The organism is Rhizobium sp. L1K21 (assembly GCF_024055895.1).
GTDB lineage: Bacteria > Pseudomonadota > Alphaproteobacteria > Rhizobiales > Rhizobiaceae > Ensifer_A.
On record NZ_JAMXLE010000005.1, the window covers coordinates 1 to 23,143 of the forward strand.

The window sequence follows — 23,143 nt, forward strand, 5'->3', positions numbered from 1 at the left end:
CGGCTTGAAAATGATCGGCATTTCCTGCGCCCTTGCGCCTAGTTGCTGACCAAATTTGGCTTACCAAAACAACCTCATTTATGAGTCCGTGACCTAAAGCATCGGGCGATAAAGTAAGGCAGCGAACAAACCCTTGGTTCGACTGTGGATTCAATCAGATCGAATGCGGCTACTTTGAATTCACCGGCGCCGGCCCAGTAGAGGCCCGCACGATCAGTTCGACTTCCCAGAGTTCCTGCTCGGGAAATGTGTCGCCGCCATGCACTCGCGCGATCAGACGGTCGGCGATGCGCACGCCGGCGGCGCGCAGCGATGAGCGGGTGGTGGTCAGCGGTACATTGAAGTTTTCCGGGCGCAGAAACGGCAACACGTCATCGTGCGCGATGATCGAAACGTCTTCGCCGATTGTCAGGCCCGCTTTGTTGATCGCGCGCACCGCACCAAGGGCAAGGGCCGTACTGGCGCACAAGATGGCGGTGGGCCGCTCGGGCATGTCCAGCATCCGCGTCATCGCCTCCAGCCCCACACGATCGGTCATACGTCCGGAAAAGGCATAGTGCGATGGCAGCGTTAGCCCCTGCTCGCTCAGTGCCTGCTCCAGTCCTTGCCTGCGCATGATGGCGAACGTCATTTCTTCCGGCCCATTGATCAGCGCGATACGCTTGTGCCCCAGTTGCAGGAGAAATTTTGTCGCCTGATGAAAGGCGCGCGCATTGTCCACGTCGAGAAAGGGGTAATCGTGCGTGTCGCCCATTAGCCGTCCATGCACGAGATAGGGTATCGAGGCCGTTTTCAGGTAGCTGATACGCGCATCCTCTTCCTTCACATAAGCAACGAATACAGCATCGACGCTGCCGCCGCTCACCAGCCGCCGGAGCGCATTGACCTCGTCGTTCGGGGCCGCGGGCGCGATGACAAAATGAAAATCGTGCCGAACGGCAACCTCACTCAAACCTTCCAGAAATTCCCCGAAATGCGGGTCAGACCCCACACCTTCCGAAACCGGCATGATGAGGCCGATGGAGGCCGCCTTGCCGGTTGCCAGCCGCTTGGCGGCCAGATTGGGGCGGTAGCCGGTTTTCAGCGCCGCTTCCATGACGCGTCTTCGCGTGTCCTCGCCAACCTCCGGATAACCATTGAGAGCCCGGCTGACGGTGGTTTGCGATAGATTGAGCATGGCAGCAAGCTGCTTCAGGTTCGTCAACGCTGCTAACCCCGTTGTTATTTCCAAAGCGCTTTGAACAAGCGTAACGATCATTTCAGTGGGCATGTTTATTAACAGATGCAAAGCGATGACGCCAAGTAGAAACGCCTTGTCGCACTGCGAAATAAAGCTGCAGCGCAGCAAAACAGCGCCAAAACATGATTGAGGGTTGCAGGGAAAACAGAATTCATGTTTTAGTACTTACAAGCGTCCTTCAAAGCGCTTTGAGGTAAACGAGCTGTCCCCGTATCTGGGCAGCAAAGGGAGGTTTTAATGAAGAAGGCATTTCTGTTTGGTGTCGCAGCCGCGGCATTGATTGCGGGTTCTGCTTCCGCTGCGGAGCTGAAGTTCAAGCCCGGTGAGGATTCCCGCTTCCACTGGGACAGCTATGAGAAGCTGAAGGATATCGATCTCAAGGGACAGCAGCTGACCGTATTCGGCCCCTGGCTTGGTCCTGACCAGGCCAATGTCGAAGCCGTTCTTGCCTATTTCGCAGAAGCAACCGGCGCTGACGTGCGCTACACGGGTTCGGACAGTTTCGAACAGCAGATCATGGTGGATGCAGAAGCAGGCTCAGCGCCCAACATTGCCGTCTTCCCGCAGCCGGGCCTTGCCTCCGACATGGCAAAGCGCGGCTTTCTCTCTCCGTTGCCGGAAGGTACCGCTGACTGGGTGAAGGACAATTATGCCGCCGGCCAGTCCTGGGTGGACCTCGGCACATTCGCAGGCCCCGATGGTAACAAGAACCTTTACGGCTTCTTCTACAAGGTCGATGTGAAATCGCTGGTCTGGTACGTGCCGGAAAACTTTGAAGACGCCGGCTATGAAGTGCCCAAGACGATGGAAGAGCTCAAAGCTCTGACCGAGAAGATCGCCGAGGACGGCGAAACACCGTGGTGCATCGGCCTCGGCTCCGGCGCGGCAACCGGCTGGCCTGCCACAGACTGGGTTGAAGACCTGATGCTGCGCACGCAGAAGCCTGAGGTTTACGACAAGTGGGTTTCCAACGAAATTCCGTTCAACGACCCGGCTGTGATCAACGCTATTGACGAGTTTGGCTGGTTTGCGCGCAACGACAAGTTCGTCGCCGGCGGCGCTGGTGCCGTTGCATCGACCGATTTCCGCGACAGCCCGAAGGGTCTCTTCTCATCGCCGCCGCAGTGCTACCTGCACCATCAGGCGTCCTTCATTCCGGCTTTCTTCCCTGAGGGAACGGAAGTGGGCACCGATGCGGACTTCTTCTACATGCCGCCTTATGCCAGCGAAGACCTTGGCAACCCGGTTCTGGGTGCCGGCACCGTCTGGGCGATCACCAAGGAGAGCCCGGCTGCAGATGCGCTGATCAAGTTCCTTCAAACCCCGATCGCACATGAAGTCTGGATGGCGCAGAAGGGCTTCCTCACCCCTTACAAGGGCGTGAACACGGAACTCTTCAGCGACCCGACATTGAAGAAGATGAACGACATTCTTCTCAATGCCACCACCTTCCGTTTCGATGGCTCCGACCTGATGCCGGGCGCCATTGGTGCCGGCGCATTCTGGACCGGCATGGTTGACTATGTCGGCGGCAAGTCGGCGAAGGATGTTGCCGACAGCATCCAGTCCGCCTGGGACAAGCAGAAGTAAGAACAACAAAAAAACATGGACAACCCCGGCCCGCGCGCCGGGGTTTCCTGACCCCGAAACCTTCTGAGGGAGAGAAGGATGAACCCGGCAATTCAGGGATTGATCACCATCATTCTCGGCGTCGGCGGCTGCGTTGGCTATTTTTATCTGTCCAATCAGTTTCTCGACAAGGTGCTTTTTCCGGCAAAGGGCGAACATGCCGGGCGCAACATCAACCGCGCCAATATGGTTCGTCCGTGGTTGTTTCTGGCACCCGCCCTGCTCTTTCTCGGCCTCTATCTCGCCTATCCGGTGGTCGCCACCTTCATCCTGTCGCTGTCCGAACGCGTGCCGGGCGATGAAACCCGTTTTGTGGGCTTTGAAAATTACCGGCTGATGTTCAGCGAGCCGAAATTCTGGGAAGCGATGCGCAACAATGCCCTTTGGCTGATTGTGGTGCCGGCCTTTTCCACCGCCTTCGGTCTGCTGGCCGCGCAGCTGACGGACCGCATCCGCTGGGGCAGCATCGCCAAATCGCTCATCTTCATGCCGATGGCCATTTCCTTCGTGGGTGCGTCGGTCATCTGGAAGCTGGTTTACGACACGCGACCTGCAGATCAGGACCAGATCGGCATATTGAATGCGATTTATCTTCATCTGGGCGGCACAGATCCGCAGACCTGGCTGACCATTCCCTTCTGGAACAATTTCTTCCTTATGATCGTGCTGATCTGGATTCAGACCGGCTTTGCCATGGTCATCCTGTCGGCCGCCCTTCGCGGCATTCCTGAAGAAACGATCGAGGCTGCGGTGATTGATGGCGCCAACCCGTTTCAGATTTTCTTCAAGATCAAGGTTCCGCAGATCATGGGAACCATTGCAGTGGTCTGGACGACGATCACCATCGTCGTGCTCAAGGTCTTCGATATCGTTTTCGCCATGACCAACGGGCAGTGGGAAACCCAGGTTTTGGCCAATTACATGTATGACAAACTCTTCCGCGCCAACGATTGGGGCGTGGGTTCAGCCAGCGCCATGGTGATCATGCTGCTGGTAACCCCGATCCTCGTCTGGAACGTCATGAACGCCCGCAAAGAAATGCGCTGAGGAGCACGACATGTATTCCGCTTCATCAAAGAAATCCGCTCTCACCTGGGCCGTTCACATCTCCGTCGTACTGCTGGTGGCGCTCTGGCTTTTCCCCACGCTCGGCCTCTTCATCTCCTCGTTCCGCACGGCTGACCAGATCGCGACTAGCGGCTGGTGGGCCTCCTTCATGACGCAGGAGCGCTCCGTTCCCGCCATTCGCGTGGAAGGCAAAGAAGTGGAAGAAGGTGGTCGCTTCGTCATCCACGGCAACCTGTTTCCCAACAAGGATGCAACCGTGAGCGCCTGGGGCACCAGCTCGCGCGATCCAGCGGCCTTTGAGCCTGGTGATGTTGTCGATCTCGACGATGGCCAGACGCTGACGGTGGATGACACCGGTGCCTACACGCTTTCGAGCCCCACAAGTTTTGGCGACGAACGCCTGCCGCGCATCTTCTCGACGGCTGCCACGCCGCCGGAATTCACGCTGCAGAACTATAAGAACATCCTTCTCGACCCCAATAACCGGGAGGGCATGAGCAAGGCGTTTTTCAACACGCTGACGGTTTCCATCCCGGCAACCATCATCCCGATCCTCATTGCAGCCTTTGCCGCCTATGCGCTCGCGTGGATGGAGTTTCCCGGCCGCGCTCTTTTGATTGCCGCTGTCGTCGGGCTGCTGGTCGTTCCGCTGCAGTTGGCGCTGATCCCGCTTTTGCGGCTCCACAATGATATCGGCATCGGCAAGGGCTATTTGGGTGTCTGGCTTGCCCATACCGGTTTCGGCCTGCCGCTCGCCATCTATCTCTTGCGCAACTATATGGTCGGCCTGCCGCGTGACATTATCGAAAATGCGCGCGTCGATGGTGCCACCGATTTCCAGATTTTCGTACGCATTATCCTGCCGCTGTCGTTTCCAGCTCTGGCATCCTTTGCCATCTTCCAGTTTCTGTGGACATGGAACGATCTTCTGGTCGCGCTCGTCTTCCTCATTGATTCCACCGGCGATACAACCGTGATGACCAAGCAGATCGTGGAACTGCTCGGTACGCGCGGCGGCAACTGGGAAATCCTGGCGACCTCTGCCTTCATTTCCATCTCTGTGCCACTCGTCGTTTTCTTTGCCATGCAGCGCTATCTCGTTCGTGGTCTGCTGGCTGGCTCCGTTAAATAAAACATTTTAGAAGGAACTCATTTGCATGAACCTGGCAATGTCCACTTCGGCTTCCACATCGACACTTGTTGCCGACAAGGACTGGTGGCGCGGTGCTGTGATCTATCAGATCTATCCGCGCTCTTTTCAGGATTCAGACGGAAACGGTATCGGCGATCTGGCCGGTATTACCTCCCGCCTTTCCTATGTGGCCAATCTCGGCGCTGACGCGATCTGGATTTCGCCCTTCTTCACCTCGCCGATGAAGGATTTTGGCTACGATGTCTCCAACTACACCGATGTCGATCCAACCTTCGGCACGCTTGGCGATTTTGATGGCCTGATCGAAGAAGCCCACCGTCTCGGCATCCGGGTGATGATTGACCTTGTTCTGTCGCACACATCCGACCAGCACCCCTGGTTTATTGAAAGCCGTACGAGCAAGGACAATGCAAAATCCGATTGGTATGTGTGGTCCGATCCCCAGCCCGATGGCTCACCGCCCAACAATTGGCTCTCCATCTTCGGCGGCTCGGCCTGGGCGTGGGATGCGACGCGCTGCCAATATTATCTGCACAACTTCCTGACCCAGCAGCCCGATCTCAACCTGCACAATGCCGATGTTCAGGACGCACTTTTGTCGGTCGTGCGCTTCTGGCTTGATCGCGGGGTTGACGGCTTCCGCCTCGACACGATCAACTTCTATTTTCACGACAAGCAGTTGCGCAGCAACCCGCCGCTGCCGGCAGACCGCCGCAATGCCTCGATTGCACCTGCGGTGAACCCCTATAACTATCAGGAACATCTTTACGACAAGAACCAGCCGGAAAACCTGGAATTCCTGAAGCGTTTTCGCGCCGTGCTCGATGAATATCCGGCCGCGGCTGCCGTCGGTGAAGTGGGCGATGCGCAGCGCGGCCTCGAGATTGCCGGCGAATATACGTCCGGCGGCGACAAGGTGCAGATGTGCTACGCCTTCGAGCTTCTGTCTGCAGAACCGATGACCCCGGCCCGTGTCGCCGACGTGCAGGAGGCCTTTCAGGCAGCAGCACCGGAAGGCTGGGCCTGCTGGGCCTTTTCCAACCATGATGTGGTGCGCCATATCAGCCGCTGGAGCGAGGGCATTGAAGACACGGACGCGTTTGCAAAAGTGCTGAACGCCATTCTGCTTTCGCTGCGCGGTTCAGCCTGCCTTTATGAAGGCGAGGAACTGGGCCTGCCGGAAGCCGAACTGCAATTTGAAGACCTGCAGGACCCTTACGGCATCCAGTTCTGGCCGGATTTCAAGGGCCGCGATGGTTGCCGCACGCCCATGGTGTGGGAGCCGACTGAAACAGGCGGCTTCTCATCGGTCAAGCCATGGCTGCCTGTTCCGCCTGCGCATGTGATACGCGCGGTCTCGCTGCAGGAGGAGGAATCCCATTCCGTCCTTACACAGTACCGCCGCTTCCTGGCCTTCCGCAAACAGCATCTGCCGCTGAAAAAGGGCGACATACGGTTCATTGAGCGAACCGGCAAAGTGCTGGCCTTCGAGCGCAGTTACGGCAACGAGACGCTTCTGTGCTGCTTCAACATGAGCGGCGAAGACCAGACAATGACAAAGCCGAATGGCGATTTGGAAACACTCGAAGGCCACGGTCTTGCGAGCGAACTTGCAGGCAATGAAATCCGCTTCCCCGCTTGGGGTGCGTATTTCGCCCGCGTCAACTGAGGGGAAGAGACATGGCAAGCTTGTCGCTGAAGGGTATCCGCAAATCTTACGGTGCCGTGGAGGTTATCAAGGGCGTCGACCTTGAAATCGAGCAGGGAGAATTCATCGTCTTCGTCGGCCCTTCGGGCTGCGGCAAGTCCACGCTCCTGCGCATGATTGCAGGGCTTGAACGCATCACCGGCGGCGAACTTGTCATTGACGGTCAGGTGGTCAACGATGTTCCACCCTCCAAACGCGGCATTGCCATGGTGTTCCAATCCTATGCGCTCTACCCGCATATGACGGTTTACGACAACATGGCCTTTGGCATGCGCATTGCCAAGGAAAGCAAGGAAGAGATCGACCGGCGGGTGCGTTCCGCTGCCGAAATCCTGCAGCTGACCCCCTATCTCGACCGCTTGCCCAAGGCGCTCTCCGGTGGTCAGCGCCAGCGCGTGGCCATCGGCCGGGCGATCTGCCGCGATCCGAAGGTCTTCCTCTTCGATGAGCCGCTTTCCAACCTCGATGCAGCACTGCGCGTGGCAACGCGCATCGAGATTGCCAAGCTCAACGAACAGATGGCCGATACGACCATGATCTATGTGACACACGATCAGGTGGAGGCCATGACGCTTGCCGACCGGATCGTGGTACTGTCAGCCGGGCGCATCGAGCAGGTTGGCCCCCCGCTGGAACTCTACGAACATCCGGCCAATCTTTTCGTCGCCCAGTTCATCGGCTCGCCGGCCATGAATATCGTGAAAGGCAAGATCGAAGAGACCGGCGCGCAAACAAGCGTCAGGCTGCCGGGCGGCAACAGTGTCACCGTAGACGTGGCCACCGATGCATCGGAAAAGGGCAAGGATTGCCATTTCGGCGTGCGTCCGGAAGACCTCACCGTCACAACCGCCGACGATTTTCTCTTTGAAGGAACCGTCGATATCGCCGAGGGTCTCGGCGAGGTCACCCTGCTTTACGTCAGCGATATCCGCGAAGACGAGCCACTTGTCGTCAAGTTGCCGGGCATCGTGAAGGTCGATAAAGGACAGAAGCTGCGTTTTGCTGCAGAAAAAGCCAAGCTGCATCTCTTCGATGCGGACGGAAAGACCTATCGCCGCTGATCTTTACGCGGTGGACGGAAACGCAAAAGCCGGGCTGATATGATCATGCCCGGCTTATTTGTCACTGATGAAAATGCCGCATCAGAGGTAGGTGTCACCGCCATTATAAAGCCGGTAATCCTTGCCGCCTTCCATATCCGACGTCGTCTGGCCGAAGATCACCACCTTCAGAGACGATTTATCGATGGCCTGGGCCAGTGCTGCCTCGGTATTCTGTATCATGGACGCGGCATTCTTGGCGCTGTAGGTGGTGCTGGCGCCGAATGCGATCGACAGAAGCGGCAGAAACGGCGATTGCGTCTTGAGATTTTTCAGCGCCGTCTGCAGCTGGTTGGCAACCTGCCCCACAAGCCGCACGATTTCGCTCTCTTCCGCCGTTGCCAGGAGGATGGCAATATGGGGCGTATCGATCCACCCGCCGAAATCGTCATCGGTGGTGATGGCGCTGACACTCTTGCCCACCCGAGCCAGAAGCGCTTCCTTGGGCTTGATTGCATCGGCACGGTCCAGAAAATCAAAGCCGCTGATCTTGCCGAAAATCAGGCTATATTCGCCGGGGAAGGAACCCTCTGCAAACAGCGACGCCATGCGCTTGTTGAAGGCGCGCCGATTGCCGAGACCGGACGCCGAATGCGTGAACTTGGCGGTCTGCACATCGTCCACCTCGGCGGCAACGGCGCGCACGGATTCCAGCTTGTTGCTGACCACACCCAGCGTCGCCTGGCCTTTCAGCTTCTGCTGGTCCGTCAGCGCCGCAAGGCCCGTCAGTTCCAGACGGATCGCCTTCTCATCCTTCGGGTCCATGCTGCGGAAACGTTCAGACGAGGTGGAAAGCTGCGTGGCATATTCATCAAGATCGCGACGCGACTGTTCCAGAGAGCGCATCAGGTCTTCCAGATCATCGCGCACAGTCGTTGTGGATTTGTCGAAGATGGAATCGCCGAAATGGTGCGGCAGAAACTCTTTCGCCAGCTCATCCAGCTGCTTCTGCGTGATCGACCGGCCAAGCTTGGTAAAGCGCGCCCGCAGTTCCGGGTTCGCACCACTCAGGATCTCGTGCATCAGCTCGAAATTGATCGGGTTCGGCTCCAAATGGAGCCGGTTCATCAAGGCAAAGACCTTATAATTTATGCTGCGATTTGGATCTCGTTGAGGTTGGTTCCCCATTCGTGGTGCTCCCGCCCGGCGAACATCGTCTTGTTTCGTCCGCCTGAATAATAATACTGAATACTGAACCAATAAACGCGTTATATTGACAACTGGTTTATGGCAGGAGCTGTAAAAATCGGGATATTCTTCATTTCATTGCAAAAAATACCGTTTCACGGCAGAAAACGGTCGTTAAAGTTTACGGCCCGTTACTTTTATCTAGCGAATATTTGCTAGAATTCGGTCCGGTCGGCCCGAAGCTGCGAATATGGCCAGGTGGACGAACAAAGCAGAATACGGATTTTGCGGTCGCAGGTGCAATGTTACCCGATGGATGGGTCGGCGTATACGGGATGGGATGGCTGGCGGTAAGCTCAGACTGTCGCAGGTTCGGTATGGGCGCAGCATTGGTTACAGCGACGTTGAAAACGTTCCCGCCGCCGTCCTTGATCTATGTTGATACGATTGCAGATGACACATTAGACGGTAGAGCCGCGCATCATCTTTATGAGCGTTCGGGCTTCAGGCCACTTTCTGTTGTCTGGGACAGGGCGTGGAGCGTTTGAGATATTTTCGAGAAACCTACAACGGGAGATGTTTGCCGCATCGTGGCCAGATTTCTTGTCGTGGAAATCCTGATTTTCGCGTCAAACTCCACGTGCTGATGTTCGCCTCCGACCAGGCTCTTGAATAAGTCAACGAGAAGTTATATTTTCATATAACTCATAGAGGGGCATATGCACACAACCAATCTTCGGAAGGTCGGCGGTTCGATCATGTTAGCCGTCCCGCCAGCGCTGCTCGACGTTTTGCACCTGACGGCTGGGGCCAAAGTCGGTCTCACTGTTGATAATGGCCGTCTCGTGATCGAACCGAGCGCACGGCCACGCTATACGCTCGATGAGCTCTTGGCCCAATGTGACCCCTCCGCTGAGCTGACCACTGAAGAACGGGAATGGCTCGATGCGAAGCCGACCGGCGGTGAACTGCTGTAATGGAGCGCGGCGATATCTATCTCGTTTCGCTCGATCCGACGTCCGGGCACGAGCAAGAAGGAACGCGAACGGTGCTTGTCGTATCGCCAGGTGCTTTCAATGGACTGACGAAAACCCCCGTGGTTCTTCCTATCACAAGCGGCGGCAACTTTGCCCGTACTGCCGGCTTCACCGTTTCGCTCATGGGAGCTGGAACTCAAACGACCGGTGTTGTTCGCTGTGATCAACCGCGTGCGCTGGATATCGGTGCACTGCGCGGGCGGAGGCTGGAGAGTGTGCCTGGCGCGATCATGGATGAGGTGCTGGCGAAGCTCTCAACGATCCTCGAATAATTGTCGCGAATTTTTCAGTTTCAGCATCCTGGCCCTGACGCAGGTTCAAACCGAACAGGGTTGACCATACCGTCTTAGAGCGTCGGGCGACAATATTGAGCCATTCTGCGGCAAGGAATTTCCGTCAGGATCGAGGACTTTACCGAAGGCTGTACCCGTAGGTACAGCGAGGTGAAGGCCGACGATGATGGCGGAAATTGGTGCCGCCCGAAGGGTTGGCCGAAACCGGCCCGCCACAGTGTCGAAGGGTTTGACTGTAGCTATGGCTACAGCCTGCACCCTTCTCCTCGTGGAACGAACCGGTTTGGGCCAACAGAATGGCTCAATATTATCGCCCGGTGCTCTAAATCACACCCCACGCCCGATAGCGCCCGCGGCCCGTCAGCTCCCGCAGATTTAGCTCCTCCACCAAGCGAAGGGCGGCGCGCGGGGTCACATTGAGCGCCTTGGCGATCATGTTGGTGGAAACCATGGGGCGCGAGAGCACAAGGTCTATCAACTCTGGCAGTCTTGAGGAACTGCGCCGCCCGGCCAGCCGACGCTCCATGGTTTGGCGCGCCAGCGTCAGCTTGTCATGCTCCCGCAGCCCGATGTCTGCGGACATATCCAGCGCATTCAAAAAGGCGAGGAGCCGCCTGTCGCGGTCCCAGTTTCTGCGCTGGTCCACTGAAATACTCTTGAGCCCCAGATTGAACGCCACCAGATGCGCGGATGTGGTCAAACCTGCCTCGCGCAGGCTGGCTGCCGCCAGCAGCCGCCCAAGCCAGCGGGCATGCTGAAAAACCTCGATCCTGTTCCAGGCATCCAGGAGAAGCACCGCACGCAAAACCGGCGGCAGCCCCTTTGTTTCCAGCACAACCGCACGCCATTCCCCCAGCCGCTCATCTTCGTCCCAGTCCGGCTCATAAATCAGCGGATCACGCGCAACCGAACCGTCAGGCACAGGAGCACCGGCCAGAAGCGCATCGCTGCGCGTCAGAACCGCATCGAGTGCTGCAAGCTCATCGGCCAGCGGATCGGGTTCGCTTGGCGCAAACTGATCGGGTTCCGGCACGTCATTCTCATGCACAGGTTCTGGCTTGCGTGCCTGATGAACGTCAGGTGGCTGCCCTCCTTGTCCGCGCAGGTTACGCACGCCCTCGTCAGTCAAGGGCCAGGCAACGGGCTGGGCTGCAATGCGCCGGCGAATGCGCAGAACATCGCCGGCAATCGTCAGTTCATGGGTGGGCGCACGAATGTCGGAACCGGCATCGTGGAGCACAAGATCCTCTATATGCACCAGCTCGCCATCCACCCACATAGAGGCAACCGCATCGGCATAATGCATGCGCTCGATCCAGCCCGCCCCCGACGGCGACCGCGCCACGCGCTCATCCAGCCGGCAAAGCCCGGCCGTCGCCCGAGCCACCGGCTCCAACAGATCCTGCACAGGAAGCTTGGCCAAATCATACCGCATATCCAAGGTGTATGGGCTTAACGATCCGGACGCTAGCGCGAATTTCGAGTCTGTTAGGTCTTTCTGGTCAGAGTGTTCGTCAGCAGCTGTTGGTGATCTTGCAAGCCAGGATCAACGTGCCTGCCCCGATGATAACCTTTCCGACTGCATTCCCGAAATCCGACGATCCCTTCGATTTCGTTTTGCGGCCTGACGACGATTTTGCGCTCCGTGTCTGCTGCGCTGCCTTCTTTGCTTCGTAATCCCGATAGGCCTGGGCAATGTAAGGCTCGGATTGGTTCTTGAGCGCGGCATATTGCGCACCGGTCAGGTAACCTGTCTCGACGATGCCGCGCGAAGTCTGCCATGCGCTGATGGCAAGACGCGAATTGCGTCCGAGCGAACCGTCTGCACCCTTCGTGTCGAAATTCAAAGCTGTCAGACGCAGTTGCAAGTCAAGCTTGTCATTCCGGCTCATGCCAATCGCCTCCTCCGTCAGCGGCGTACCGGGCGTAGTCAACACAGTGGGCTCAAGCTGTCCTGGCAATGTTCTGGCAATCTGCGCACCGGCATCGCCGACCGAACTTGAAAGCGAGGCGACCTGCGTGTTCTTCCTTTCCTGCAATTGTTTCAGGTTCAGCTCTGCAAGCGGACGGAAACGGCTGTTTGGAAAGCTCTTGATGAAGAATTCGTAGTGCTCTTCGGTATTGGCCTTGACCACCTGATCCCAGGAACTGGATTCGATTTCCCAGTCTTTATCGACACCGGCCACCGCGGGCGCGCTGGGGACCATTTCCTGATAGGTTTGCTGTGCGGTTGAGGTGCTTTCAGGCGCTAGCGAGGCAACTTCGACCTCCTCACCCAAAAACACCTCGCGTCCCAGCGACGCATTGTACCACGGACGCTGGCGCCCGCCTGTCGCCTTCACCACATCCCCACGCACCCGCGTCAAGGCAGACTGAATGTTGACGCCGGGCTCGGCAAGGTGGCGAACGAGAGCCTGCGTGTAGGGACTGTTTTCCCCATCGCCGTCAAGCGCAACAGCTCCGGGATCGGTCGCATAGCCGATCAGCAGCCCGCCTGTCCCGTCGCCATTGGTGGTCGTCTGGATTGGCGCCAGGCCGGAATTGACCGCGACCGAGCGCGTGGCCGGCAGCGAGGCTGCAAATGTGCGTGCCAGCGGGTTGTCGCGACAGGCATCAATGAGGATGACGCCGATTGCCGGGTCGTTGGGCAGGGCAGACACGATGTCGTCCATCTGGATGGTGCGGGTCTGCAGGTGCGCTGGCGACATGAGCTGCGCATCGACCGGGATGAGATAATTCTTCCCTTCCACCTGCATGCCGTGGCCGGCATAATAGACCAGCGCGACATCGGCATCATAGGCAGCTTCGGTGAAGCGGTCGATCAGCGACTGCATGTCATTCTTGTTGACGTCCAGCCCCTCGATGACCTCAAACCCGGCAGCCCGGATGGTGTTGGCAAACAGGTCTGCATCGCGCGGCGGGTTTGGCAGATGATTTGCAAACGCATAGGTCCCGTTGCCGATCACCAGCGCCACCCGTTTGCCGGTGGCGGCTGAAGCTTGGCCTGTTGTGCCTGCCGCCATTGTCAGGGCCAAGGCCATTGATGTGCAAATGCGCACCATCTTGTTCAGTATGGATTGAAATTTCACGATCTTACCCCCTCTTTTTCCCCTGTTTGCTGTTCGCTTTAACCGCCCAGATTGACGATCTCGACGCGCCGGTTCAGCGCCGCTGTGGGATGGTTCGGATCAGCGAGACGGGTTTCGCCGTAGCCGACAGTTTCGAAACGCGAGACGGTCAATCCGTAGTTCACGGCCAGATAGTCCCGCACAGCGTCTGCTCGACGCTTGGAAAGCTGCAGGTTGTAGCTGTCTGCCCCCACTGCATCCGTATGACCAGCAATAAGGATGCGGCTCGTCTTCAAGCCCGGATGGTTGAGCGCTGCGGCAAGCTTGTCGAGCTGCGATCGCGCGCTATAGGAAAGAACGGCGGAGCCGCTTTCAAACTGCACTTCGAGATCGATGGCTGGCGCAGCCGCCGTCACAGTCTGCTGAACATTATTGACCGAATCTGCGCCGCGCTTGTTCACCAGCCCGTCAATGTCCACCGGCTGATGAATATCGACGCCGCGTGTCTTGAAGCTGCGCGTCAGGGGCTGCTGCCCGCCGGGCAAAAGCGACCTGACAATTTCATCGGAGGAAATGTCACCCGCCAAGGCTGGCGAAACCATCAGAAACAACGCCGGAACTGCGAATAGATAAGAGCGAAACATGTTCAAACCTCCGGTCTGGTTTCAAAAAGCACATAAGCGGCGGCAATACCTGCATCGCCGCGCTGCAAGACGTTGAGAAGATCATCGGCCGTCTCCGGCGCTTCTGCGTTGAAAATGGGTGTGGGTGAAACGAGCAGCAGCGCGAGTTCTCCGCCGAATGGCGGCGAAACGAACAGGCTTCCCATCAACTGCTTGCCGTCACCGATATTCAAGACCGTACCTGCCGGTACGGGTCCGGAATCGCGACTTATGAAACGCACGCTATCGTCGGCTGAAACATAGACAATGCTCACATAGCCCTGCTCGCGCCCAGTGGAGATTTCGAAGATGAGAAAGTCGTCCTGAACGAAGTTGTGCCTACCATTTTCAGTGCGGATGGAAGCGTCTCCCCGCCTCATGCTCTCAAGCTTTTGAACAATGTCGCACTGCACCTGGCTATGCCCCGCACAACCAGCGGCCGCAGCAAATGATGACTGCAGCAACATTACGGCAAGCAACGCCAGCCATATGCCGGCGCGGCTGCTCCACCATGGCAGAACAAAGCGAGGGTGTTTTCCGGATCGGCATGTTCCCCGATGTTCAGCCCTGCCCCCGCAATTGGCCGAACGATCTCCAATCTGCAGTCCCAACTTCAGCCCCTTTTACAGGCAACGCAACTGCATATAACTTTTGCGTGCATATAAATTATTAATCAATTAATAATTGCATATACATTTCGCTGAAATCAAGAGCTTTTGCCAAACGGTACCGAGATAGATCCAACCTTGGTAAATCCGGCGGGCTTGCGCCCCTACTTCTGAACGATGACAAGCCGGAAACCGAGCTTGGCATTGCGCTCTTCTTTGTTCAGGCACTGCGCATAAAGTTTCAGGTCGCCGATGCCCGTGGCCCCCACAACGACAAAACGCTCGGCACTGCCGCAGGCTTCCCGGGTCCATTCGCGATCATCGTCGGGAACGCCATAGCTCAGCTCTGCGATGCTTCGGTCTGGAACGCTTGCGAAGGAAACCGCAGCCAGACTTTGCTCCAAGGTCGGCAAGGCATAATTCAGGCCCGTCTTTTCAGACAGCCAAGCGGCATAGGCCATTGCCTCGTCTTGCGAAACGAACGCAGCATCGTCAGCGCCCTGCGGCTTCTGCGGACTGCTTTCGACCAGCGTTTTGCGCAATTCGTCACCTGCACCCGCCTCGGAGAGAAAGGTTTCGAAATCTGCGGTGGTGACCTGCTGCATCTCGATGCAGAATGGGGTCGCAGTCTGGATCGTGATTTGCTCATTGCGCGACATGGCCATTTCCGCCTTGGCATCCGAGGCGATGCGACCGGCCAGCGTGTTGCCGCCGATAGAATAGTTGCCTGCCGGAACAAGCCGTGTGCCATTAGCTGCCGTATTGTTGGGGCAAGCGAGAATGAGACCATTTTCGATATCGCTTTCCACCGCCCCCAGCGCCGTTTCAACCGTTGTCAGCACATCATGCGCCCTTGCCCATTGGCGCGTGTCGCTCATGCTTCGGGCCTCTGCCAAGCCATCTTCAACACCTTCATAATGCGTGCTGGTGGTGCCGCCTGCCTTCTGGATGGCTAGAATGCGCTCAGGCAGTGCGTCAATCCGCGAGAGCACTTCAGCTTTCAGGTCGCGCGTCTGATCAAGCGCAGAGGAGAGCCTTTTTCCTAGTGTTTCGAAGGCATTCAAACGGCTGAGTGTTCCGTCTTGCGGCATGCCTGCCGGCTGTTCCAGTGCATTGCGGGTTTCGGCCAGCAGCGGATCGTCTTCCGGCCAAAGCGCGCGCGCTTCCTCAAGGCCGCTCGCCAGCTTGCCGCGCCAATCTGCCACCGCCTTGGCATTTTCTGCCTGCTCGGCCTGAATGCCGGCAAAGGCATCAACCGATTCCTGCAGGTGTTTGCCAGCCTCGGGATAGTTCTTTCCCGCAATTGCATCCTCAGCCGCCTGAAGCTTGCCGGCACCGTTTTGGAAGGCCAATGTATCTTGACCACCGGCGCGGCTTGCTGCATCGCGGTCGCGCATGGCCTTTTCCCTCAGAGCCATCGTCTTTGCGACAAACTCCGTAACGTCTCCTTTCCAGGCCTTGGCAGCGTTCTGGAGCTCCGAGATGACAGGTTTGAGATCACCCACCGGTCTTTTCTGCAATGCGGCTGAAGCACGCTCCAGCGCTGTCGTAACCGGCTGCAGCGAAGCAAGCTCCAGTGTCCAGCGACCATTTTCCTCGGCAAAGGCGCTGGCATCGCGGTCAACAGCCCCGACGGCCTCAGCAGCCTGATTGATCGTCTCACCCAATTTGCGCAACACCGCGTCCAGCTGCGCTACGCCCCTTTGCGCGAGACTGGCAGCACTTTCAATCTTGCCCGCCTCAAAGGCCTTTTGTGCCTCCGCCTCGCCAGCCGTCGCCTTCTGCAGGGTCGGATCGTTTTCCGGCAGGGCAGCGCGTGCCTCAGCCAAACGCTGGGAAAAGGCGTCCAGACTTGCCTTTGCGGACGCCCGCAAGGCATCCAGCGCCTTTTCAAAGGCTGCATATTTGTCGCCACATTCGCGGTAAGCTGCCTCTGCGCGGTCCAGCGAGAGGCTTGAGAGCCTCTCCTGATCGGCGGCGCAGGCGTCTTCGAGTTCGCTCCATTGTGTTCCAAGCGGACTTTGCGAACTGAGTAGACCCGCCGTGTTCGCAACATTCTCGTGAATCTTCTCAAACTCTGTGCGGCGGCGCTGCATCTTTTGAAATTTCGCCGGAAGCTCTTTTTCCAGAGCGATAATGCCCGTGCGGGCCGCGTCAGCCTTTTCGACCACCATATCGAACCGGCCCGCCTTGTGGAGCTCGCTCAATTGAGAAGCCTCCGACTGTGCCTCAGCGAGTTCCGGTCGTCTTTCGCCGACAAGCTTGGCAAGGGCCGTAAGCCTTTCTTTCACATCGCTAGCCTGAGCCCCTGCGTTTTCGCCCAAGCTTTCAAAAGAGGCCGAAAGGCTGTCATATCCGCCGCTGAGGCGGGCAAATTGCGTTGTCGCCAATGGCCAGTCAAGGCTTTCCAGTGCTTCATTGGCACTGGTTTCCGCCGCCTTCAGAGCAGATGCCTGCTGTCGTAAGCCGTGTTCCTCGCCGAGCTTTTCAATGGCGCCAAACAGCGGACCGGATGCCTTTTCATCATAATCCGCCTTCGCCTTCTTCGCCGCATCGATCACCGCGTTCAGCGCGGCAGCGGCAGCATCGGCCTCAGCATGCAGATCAACGAAACCGGCCAGAACCTCATCCGCATTGCTTCTGGACGGCGGATAGTGGCTGCGGGCAGCGTTATAGTTCGCAACGAGGGTCTTGAAATTGCCGACGATTTCGCCGTCATCAGGCAGTTTGGCCGTATTTTTGCGTCCATCGGCAATGATGGCTTCGATCCTCTTCGCATGCGCGTCGATGGTATCGAGAACCTCCTGCGGCGGGCCTTTGAAGACAGAGATGGCAACAAAAAGGACAAGGCTCACAGCTGCCGCCGCGCCGATCATGGTGAGCCGACGCTTGTTCCAGCGCGGTGGCTCCTCAACAATAACGCCATCGGACGTATCGTTGAAAAACACGCCATTGTGGAGGATGATCTTATGCTCTTCCCATGCTTTATCCAGCGCTTCGGCAGCACTCTGCGCATCAGGAAAACGCTTGGCGCGCTCGGTCATTGCCTGCTTCAGCCACGTTTCCAGAGCTGCCGTAAACTGCTTGTTCTTCTGCGACGGCAGAACTCCGATGGAACCGGCTCTGTGCCGTGTTTCCCAGGCCGATGCACGCGCCTCTTCCGGTCCGTCCAGAATGGAACTGAACTGCGCGTGATAATTGTCTTTGCCGAGGATCATGCGATAGGCGATCATGCCGACGACGTAAATATCGTCAGCCGGTGTCCATGACGGCTCACCCTCTGGCGCGGGCGGTGCATTGAATTCAGGATTGAAGCCCAGATTGACAGGCGCGCCCACCTTATGCGCTCGGTACAAACCGCCGAGCCGCAGACCCTGCATCGTTTGCGGACGGATGACCCTGAGCTGATCGAGATCCATGGATCCCATGACCATTCCCGCCTCATGAAAAGGCTCAATGGCTTTCAGGAGATCGCGCAGAAAACCATAGATGGTGTCGAGATCAAGGTCCTGCTCCTGCAGAATGTCTTCCAGTGGTTTGCCGATGGTTGATTCCACGATGTAAAAAGGATCGTTGGAACTGACCGCCGTCATGATTTCCAGGCTTTGATGCAAGAGCGTATCACGGGAAAGATCCGGCGTTTCCTGATTTTCGATCAGGACATCCACAAGCCCTTCCTGCTTCTCAAGGTTCGGGAGCGCTTGGAGGATACGAAATGGCCGCCCGCCTGTGTCCAGCCGCTCATGAACCAGAAAGTTGTCGGTCGCATAAGGTTCCACCACAGCGCCGTCTCGCAGAAAAGGCTGCGGAAACCGTCGCTTCAGGTCGATCGAAAGATGGGGGACGGCACCGCCGTTTGCGCGTCTTGTCTCATTTTCAGGCATGGGTTCACCTGTCCTCTTGGTTCTTATTCGGTGAGTGCTTTAATGCGTTCCGCTGCAAGCTGATTGGCCAGACAATTGATGTCCGGCACATCCTCGCGAATGCGGCTGTAAGCCTGGCTTGCACGGTTGGTATCGCCCCGCTCTTCAAAGCCCAGCGCCTCGGCAAACGCGTATTGAACATTGTCTTCCAGACGGCTTTTGCGCTGGTGGATGTCCTGAGACTGGGCCGTCGCCTCGGCGATCTGCCAGAACTCACCCTGTCGGGCGATATCGCGCGGCATCGTCGCGCCGGAAAAGCGGGCGGCCGCCCGTTCAAGGCACGGGCCGATATCATCCACCGCAATCTTGATATTGCCGGGCGTTGCGGCACGCAGGGCGGTATCGGTTTCGTCGCCACCCCTCAAATAGGCGATCAGGATGAAGAGCAGCGCAGAAAGCGCAATGGCATAGGGCAATAGCGTTTTCAGGGTCCGCTCTTCCGGCTTCTCCTGAGCGGCCGCCAAGTCCTGAGCTTCACGCTTGGCAACTCTTGCCTTTTCAAGATCGGAAGCGGGGTCTCGAAAGGTGAAGGAAAGCACGCCTTTCAGCTCGAAGACATCGCCGCTCTTCAGGTTGCGATCGAGGTCGCTCAACGGCACTCCGTTGACGAAAACCGGATTGGCACCGACAAGTCGCAGGTTCCAGCTCACCGGCCCTTTCACCAGTTCAACATGTTTTGGCGCAATCTGTCCGGACCGGATGATGAGATTGCAGTCCGGACCGGTGCCGATCACGAAGGGGCTCTTGTTCAGAGCGGCCTGCTTGACCTTGCCGCCAGCACTATATTCCAGATAGGGGTTCTTTGTGAAAAGCACTGTCTTCTCATCCTCCCAAACTGGTGAACATCTTCCCCAGACTGCCCGCCAGCAGCATGAGGAAAGCGCCCATGAACATGAGAACCGCAGGCGCCATGGAGCGGGCTTTCAAAGATTCGGCGATCTTCTCGGCGTCTTCGTAGCGTCGTTCGCGCATGTCGGTTGCAACATCGCGCAGCATCGCCGCACTTCGCGCGCCCATCTCTTCAGCCTTGAGAATGGAAAGCAGCGTGGTCTGGCCTAGTTCGGAGGCGCATTCGTTGTGAAATTCCATCACCGCTCCCGGCAGACCGTCCTTGTGAGTTTCAATCCCCGCCACGACGCGCCGGATATGTTCGGTCAGCTCAAGCCCGGGATTATTGAGAACATAGAGGCGAAGCGATGCGGCAAGCGTCTCACCGGCCTCCTTCATCATGAGGACAAAATCGAGAAAACCGGGAAATTGCTGATCCAACCGGCGCTTGCGTTTGTCGCGCATGTTCTTGATCCAGAGCGGGCCGCAAAAGGCGAGAACGGCAAAAGCGAGGATCGAGGTCAGCACCATCGATTTGACGTCCTGAATGCCCAAGGCCGCGAAGACCATCGCGTAGACAGCAATCAGAAGTGCGGGAAAATAGAGGGCGGCCAAAAAGTGCGCGGCCCTGACGCCATTGTCCGGCCGCCCCGCCTCCACCAGTTGCCGATCCAGTTTCGCAATGAGGCTGGGGAAAACCCGCTCGAGAACCGGAGCCACGGAAGCGGCAAATTGCTTGATCGGAAAATATTGGTGAAAGGGAATCCGCTTCTTGTCAGCGCTACCTTTTTCCACCGACAGTGGATCTGGCGCGTACCAATAAAAGAGCAAGCCTGCCAGACCACCGAGAGAAAAGGAAAACAGCCAGTTCATCAGATCTCCACCTTGGTGAGCAGCCGCAAGAGATAGGCACCGAATGCCCAGATCAGCAGACCGATGAAAAAGAGAACCCCGCCGAGAAAGCTCTGAAAGGTCATATCGAGGAGATCGGGCGACAGCGCGGAAACAATGACGATGATGAAGAGCATCGCACCATTGATCATCCAGAAGGATGAGCGGGCGGCAGCCGTTGCCGTTTTCAGTTTGATGTAGAGCCGATGGATTTCCTTGAAGGATTTCGCCATCGTCTGCACAGGCTCGACGAGATTGCCGCCGCGGGCGGAAAAAACGCCCAGCACCGCAAGCAACATCGAATAGTTGCGGCTCGGATGACGTTTGCGGGCGTTTTCAATCGCCGCGCTCATCCCGCCACGCCCGCTCAAGGCTTCCGTAGAAAGCCGCGAAATTTCACTTTTCAGAGGCTCCTGCAGCGACGGCACGGCATGGGAAAGTGCCAGCGGCAATGGCAGGTTACCGCGAACAGCGGACACCATCAGATCAACAAAGGCGGGCAGTTGCTCTTCAAATTTTGCACTCGCCCGATTGGCCAGAAACTTCGGCCCCCACCAGGGAATAAGCGCAAAGGCTCCAATCCCGCCAACCACGGCAAGCACGCCAACAGGCACGCGCCAGAACATGAGAAAAAACGGGACGACGAAGCAGATGAGCAAGGAAAACCCCAGTGCCGCGCCTTCCGAAATCGAGAAAATTTCACTCAGAATGCGCAGCCGCTTGCTGCGCTTCAGAACATTGCCTGCATCCTTGGAGCTCTCATTCGCAGCCAGAAGCTCCCAGTAAAGCGCCAGCAGAAGAAGCCCGAGAGAAATTGCGAAGAGATAGCGCACAGCCTCGGTCATGCGGCAATCTCCGTCTGAAACATGTACTCGATTTCCATGAGCTGCCACTTTTCTTCGGCAAGGCTCTGGGCGGCGACGACTTCATCGATCTCCTCGATGAAGGAGGGCAGATAGCCGGTAAACAGGAAGACCGGTTTTGACGTTGGGGAAAATCCGGCGAACTCGAAGATGGGCTCAATCATGATTTCCCCGGTTAGCGGGTGAATGCCGATAACCTCGGAAATCGAGGTCAGAAGCTTGATCGAACGCCCCGGCTGATCCGGTAGCGGCATTCGCGTCAATTGCACGATGATATCAATGGCATTGGCGATCTGCCGACGGATGGCTGGAACGGGCAGGTTCGGCTCGCCTTGCAGAACCATCACCTCCAGGCGCATCAGCATTTCATCAGCGCCATTGGCATGTGCGGTCGTCATCGAGCCCGCATGGCCGGTGTTCAGTGCCTGCAGCATGTCCACTGCCTCGCCGCCACGGCACTCACCGACAATGATCCGGTCGGGCCGCATGCGCAGGGAGTTGCGAAGCAGGTCGCGAATGGTCACCTGTCCGCCACCCTCGGCATTGGCGGTGCGCGTTTCCAGCGAGACGACATGCTCGTTTGCCAACGCCAGTTCGGCGGTGTCTTCAATGGTGATCACCCGCTGGCCGTTGGGAACGAAAGCCGACATGGCGTTCAAAAGCGTCGTCTTGCCGGTACCGGTGCCACCGGAAACAATGATGTTCTTGCGGGCAAGCACGCAGGCTTTCAGGAAACCGGCCATATTGCGGTTCATGCTGCCATCGGGACCAGACAAGATGTCGAGCGTGAGCGCAATCGATTTGCGATGTTTGCGGATCGTAATGCAGGGACCATTGCGCGACAGCGGCGCGATAATGGCATTCACACGCGAGCCGTCATTCAGCTTGAAATCCACCATGGCGGATGACTGGTTAACCTCGCGATTTGCCCGGTTGGCGAGCCGTTTCACGATCACCAGAAGCTGTTCGGGCGACGAAAAACCGTAATCGTAGCGTTCCAGGCGATCAAAGCGCTCCACATAGATGCGGTCATGGCGCACCACCATCACTTCGGTGATGATCTCCAGATCCATCAGGTCCGTGATCGGCCCGAAATTGAAGATCGCATTCCAGACATTGGACGCCAGAAACCATTTGGCAATCGCGCGCTTGTCGCCGATCGGCATGTTTTCGTAAATCTGGGTGAAAAGCGCTTGAAAGCCCTCTTCCAGCTTCCTGACGTCCTCCGCCACGCTCTCGCGTTTCAAGGCCAGCCTCAGTTCCGTGCCAAAGAGCTTGGCAAGCGCTGGCACCTGGCCCGGCCTTTGCGGACCATCCGAACCGCCGTGGGCGGAAAGCGACGAAGAGGTTCCGGCAATGGATTTCAGGATCGTCAAGCGCAATGCTGCCGCATTGGCCGACCGGATCACCTTGTCAGCAGCCTTGTTGACGAAAATCGATGCGTGCTTGTCCAGAAGCTGCGCCATCGAGGCGCGGTTTTCGGGACTATCATGCTCTTGCCCCGTTTCGCCGGGCTCCAGCGCCAGCTCACCGAACAGTTTGTCATAAATATTGTCCTGCAGCCCGACCCATTCGTCATAACGGCTGTCGGACAATGTTTGCCGCGCCATCGGTCGCACCATGATGCGCGCACCCGGCACCATGATATGGGCTTCCGGCGGGATCTCCAGAAGTCTGCCGGCAGCCAATCCATTGACGCGTTTTTCACCGAGGAATGTCTCGGTCGTACCAACCGGCTCCATCAGCCATTGTTCAAGTGCGACATCGAATATGAGGCGAAACTGGACACGCGAAATGCCGGTACCGCTCAAGGGTATCTCACCGCGCTCATGCGAAAGTTCGGTAAACATCGCACCAACCCGATACTCGCGCGCCTCCAGCGGCACGATCTGGGTCGGTCGTTCGGATGTATAGCGTATCTCCAGCAGGGCCGATCCGTTCATG

At 57.6% G+C, this 23,143-nt stretch carries 19 protein-coding genes; 8 read left to right on the top strand and 11 right to left on the bottom strand.

What is annotated here, in order from left to right:
* Window positions 1–169 precede the first annotated feature (169 nt).
* A complete protein-coding gene (locus NHF56_RS18520; protein WP_256995430.1) occupies window positions 170–1,204 on the bottom strand; it encodes a LacI family DNA-binding transcriptional regulator in 1,035 nt (344 codons plus the stop codon).
* A 273-nt stretch (window positions 1,205–1,477) separates the two neighbouring features.
* On the opposite strand from NHF56_RS18520, the gene NHF56_RS18525 reads away from it, so the two are divergent.
* The 5 genes from NHF56_RS18525 to NHF56_RS18545 all read left to right on the top strand — a co-directional run bounded on the left by NHF56_RS18525 (window position 1,478) and on the right by NHF56_RS18545 (window position 7,859).
* Window positions 1,478–2,830 carry an ABC transporter substrate-binding protein gene (locus tag NHF56_RS18525; protein WP_252807354.1) on the top strand — a complete coding sequence of 451 codons (1,353 nt, stop codon included), beginning with the start codon at window positions 1,478–1,480 and terminating at the stop codon, window positions 2,828–2,830.
* A gap of 78 nt (window positions 2,831–2,908) precedes the next feature.
* Window positions 2,909–3,916 carry a carbohydrate ABC transporter permease gene (locus NHF56_RS18530; RefSeq protein ID WP_252807355.1) on the top strand — a complete coding sequence of 336 codons (1,008 nt, stop codon included), beginning with the start codon at window positions 2,909–2,911 and terminating at the stop codon, window positions 3,914–3,916.
* A 10-nt stretch (window positions 3,917–3,926) separates the two neighbouring features.
* A complete protein-coding gene (locus NHF56_RS18535) occupies window positions 3,927–5,069 on the top strand; it encodes a carbohydrate ABC transporter permease (protein WP_252807356.1) in 1,143 nt (380 codons plus the stop codon).
* A gap of 25 nt (window positions 5,070–5,094) precedes the next feature.
* Entirely contained in the window at window positions 5,095–6,759 is a 1,665-nt protein-coding gene (locus tag NHF56_RS18540) for an alpha-glucosidase family protein (protein WP_373456340.1), read from the top strand.
* Between the two features lie 11 nt (window positions 6,760–6,770).
* On the top strand, window positions 6,771–7,859 hold the full coding sequence (locus NHF56_RS18545; protein ID WP_252807357.1) for an ABC transporter ATP-binding protein: 1,089 nt from the start codon (window positions 6,771–6,773) through the stop codon (window positions 7,857–7,859).
* An 81-nt stretch (window positions 7,860–7,940) separates the two neighbouring features.
* On the opposite strand, the gene NHF56_RS18550 is transcribed toward NHF56_RS18545, so the two are convergent.
* Complete coding sequence (locus NHF56_RS18550; protein ID WP_252807359.1) at window positions 7,941–8,966, bottom strand: hypothetical protein; 1,026 nt, start codon at window positions 8,964–8,966, stop codon at window positions 7,941–7,943.
* Window positions 8,967–9,328: 362 nt separating this feature from the next.
* Here NHF56_RS18550 and NHF56_RS21045 point away from each other — a divergent pair, with 362 nt between their 5' ends.
* The 3 genes from NHF56_RS21045 to NHF56_RS18560 all read left to right on the top strand — a co-directional run bounded on the left by NHF56_RS21045 (window position 9,329) and on the right by NHF56_RS18560 (window position 10,335).
* Complete coding sequence (locus tag NHF56_RS21045; protein ID WP_373456341.1) at window positions 9,329–9,574, top strand: GNAT family N-acetyltransferase; 246 nt, start codon at window positions 9,329–9,331, stop codon at window positions 9,572–9,574.
* Window positions 9,575–9,745: 171 nt separating this feature from the next.
* Entirely contained in the window at window positions 9,746–10,003 is a 258-nt protein-coding gene (locus NHF56_RS18555; RefSeq protein WP_252807360.1) for an AbrB/MazE/SpoVT family DNA-binding domain-containing protein, read from the top strand.
* Window positions 10,003–10,335, top strand: a complete 333-nt coding sequence (locus NHF56_RS18560) for a type II toxin-antitoxin system PemK/MazF family toxin (RefSeq protein ID WP_252807362.1) — start codon at window positions 10,003–10,005, stop codon at window positions 10,333–10,335. The genes NHF56_RS18555 and NHF56_RS18560 overlap by 1 nt, the downstream gene beginning before the upstream one ends.
* 343 nt (window positions 10,336–10,678) lie before the next feature.
* On the opposite strand, the gene NHF56_RS18565 is transcribed toward NHF56_RS18560, so the two are convergent.
* The 9 genes from NHF56_RS18565 to NHF56_RS18605 form a co-directional block, all read right to left on the bottom strand.
* A complete protein-coding gene (locus NHF56_RS18565; protein WP_252807365.1) occupies window positions 10,679–11,791 on the bottom strand; it encodes an RHE_PE00001 family protein in 1,113 nt (370 codons plus the stop codon).
* Between the two features lie 79 nt (window positions 11,792–11,870).
* Window positions 11,871–13,445, bottom strand: coding sequence for a caspase family protein (locus tag NHF56_RS18570; RefSeq protein WP_252807367.1), 1,575 nt, complete (start codon window positions 13,443–13,445; stop codon window positions 11,871–11,873).
* Window positions 13,446–13,483: 38 nt separating this feature from the next.
* A complete protein-coding gene (locus NHF56_RS18575; RefSeq protein ID WP_252807369.1) occupies window positions 13,484–14,068 on the bottom strand; it encodes an OmpA family protein in 585 nt (194 codons plus the stop codon).
* Window positions 14,069–14,070: 2 nt separating this feature from the next.
* Window positions 14,071–14,466, bottom strand: coding sequence for a DUF4384 domain-containing protein (locus NHF56_RS18580; protein WP_252807371.1), 396 nt, complete (start codon window positions 14,464–14,466; stop codon window positions 14,071–14,073).
* A gap of 392 nt (window positions 14,467–14,858) precedes the next feature.
* Complete coding sequence (locus tag NHF56_RS18585; RefSeq protein ID WP_252807373.1) at window positions 14,859–18,578, bottom strand: SUMF1/EgtB/PvdO family nonheme iron enzyme; 3,720 nt, start codon at window positions 18,576–18,578, stop codon at window positions 14,859–14,861.
* Window positions 18,579–18,601: 23 nt separating this feature from the next.
* Window positions 18,602–19,432 carry an FHA domain-containing protein gene (locus tag NHF56_RS18590; protein ID WP_252807375.1) on the bottom strand — a complete coding sequence of 277 codons (831 nt, stop codon included), beginning with the start codon at window positions 19,430–19,432 and terminating at the stop codon, window positions 18,602–18,604.
* Window positions 19,433–19,439: 7 nt separating this feature from the next.
* Window positions 19,440–20,318 carry a type II secretion system F family protein gene (locus NHF56_RS18595; RefSeq protein WP_252807377.1) on the bottom strand — a complete coding sequence of 293 codons (879 nt, stop codon included), beginning with the start codon at window positions 20,316–20,318 and terminating at the stop codon, window positions 19,440–19,442.
* Window positions 20,318–21,181, bottom strand: coding sequence for a type II secretion system F family protein (locus NHF56_RS18600; protein ID WP_252807379.1), 864 nt, complete (start codon window positions 21,179–21,181; stop codon window positions 20,318–20,320). Before NHF56_RS18600 ends, NHF56_RS18595 begins: the two co-directional genes overlap by 1 nt.
* Complete coding sequence (locus NHF56_RS18605) at window positions 21,178–23,142, bottom strand: CpaF family protein (RefSeq protein ID WP_252807381.1); 1,965 nt, start codon at window positions 23,140–23,142, stop codon at window positions 21,178–21,180. Before NHF56_RS18605 ends, NHF56_RS18600 begins: the two co-directional genes overlap by 4 nt.
* Window position 23,143 lies beyond the last annotated feature (1 nt).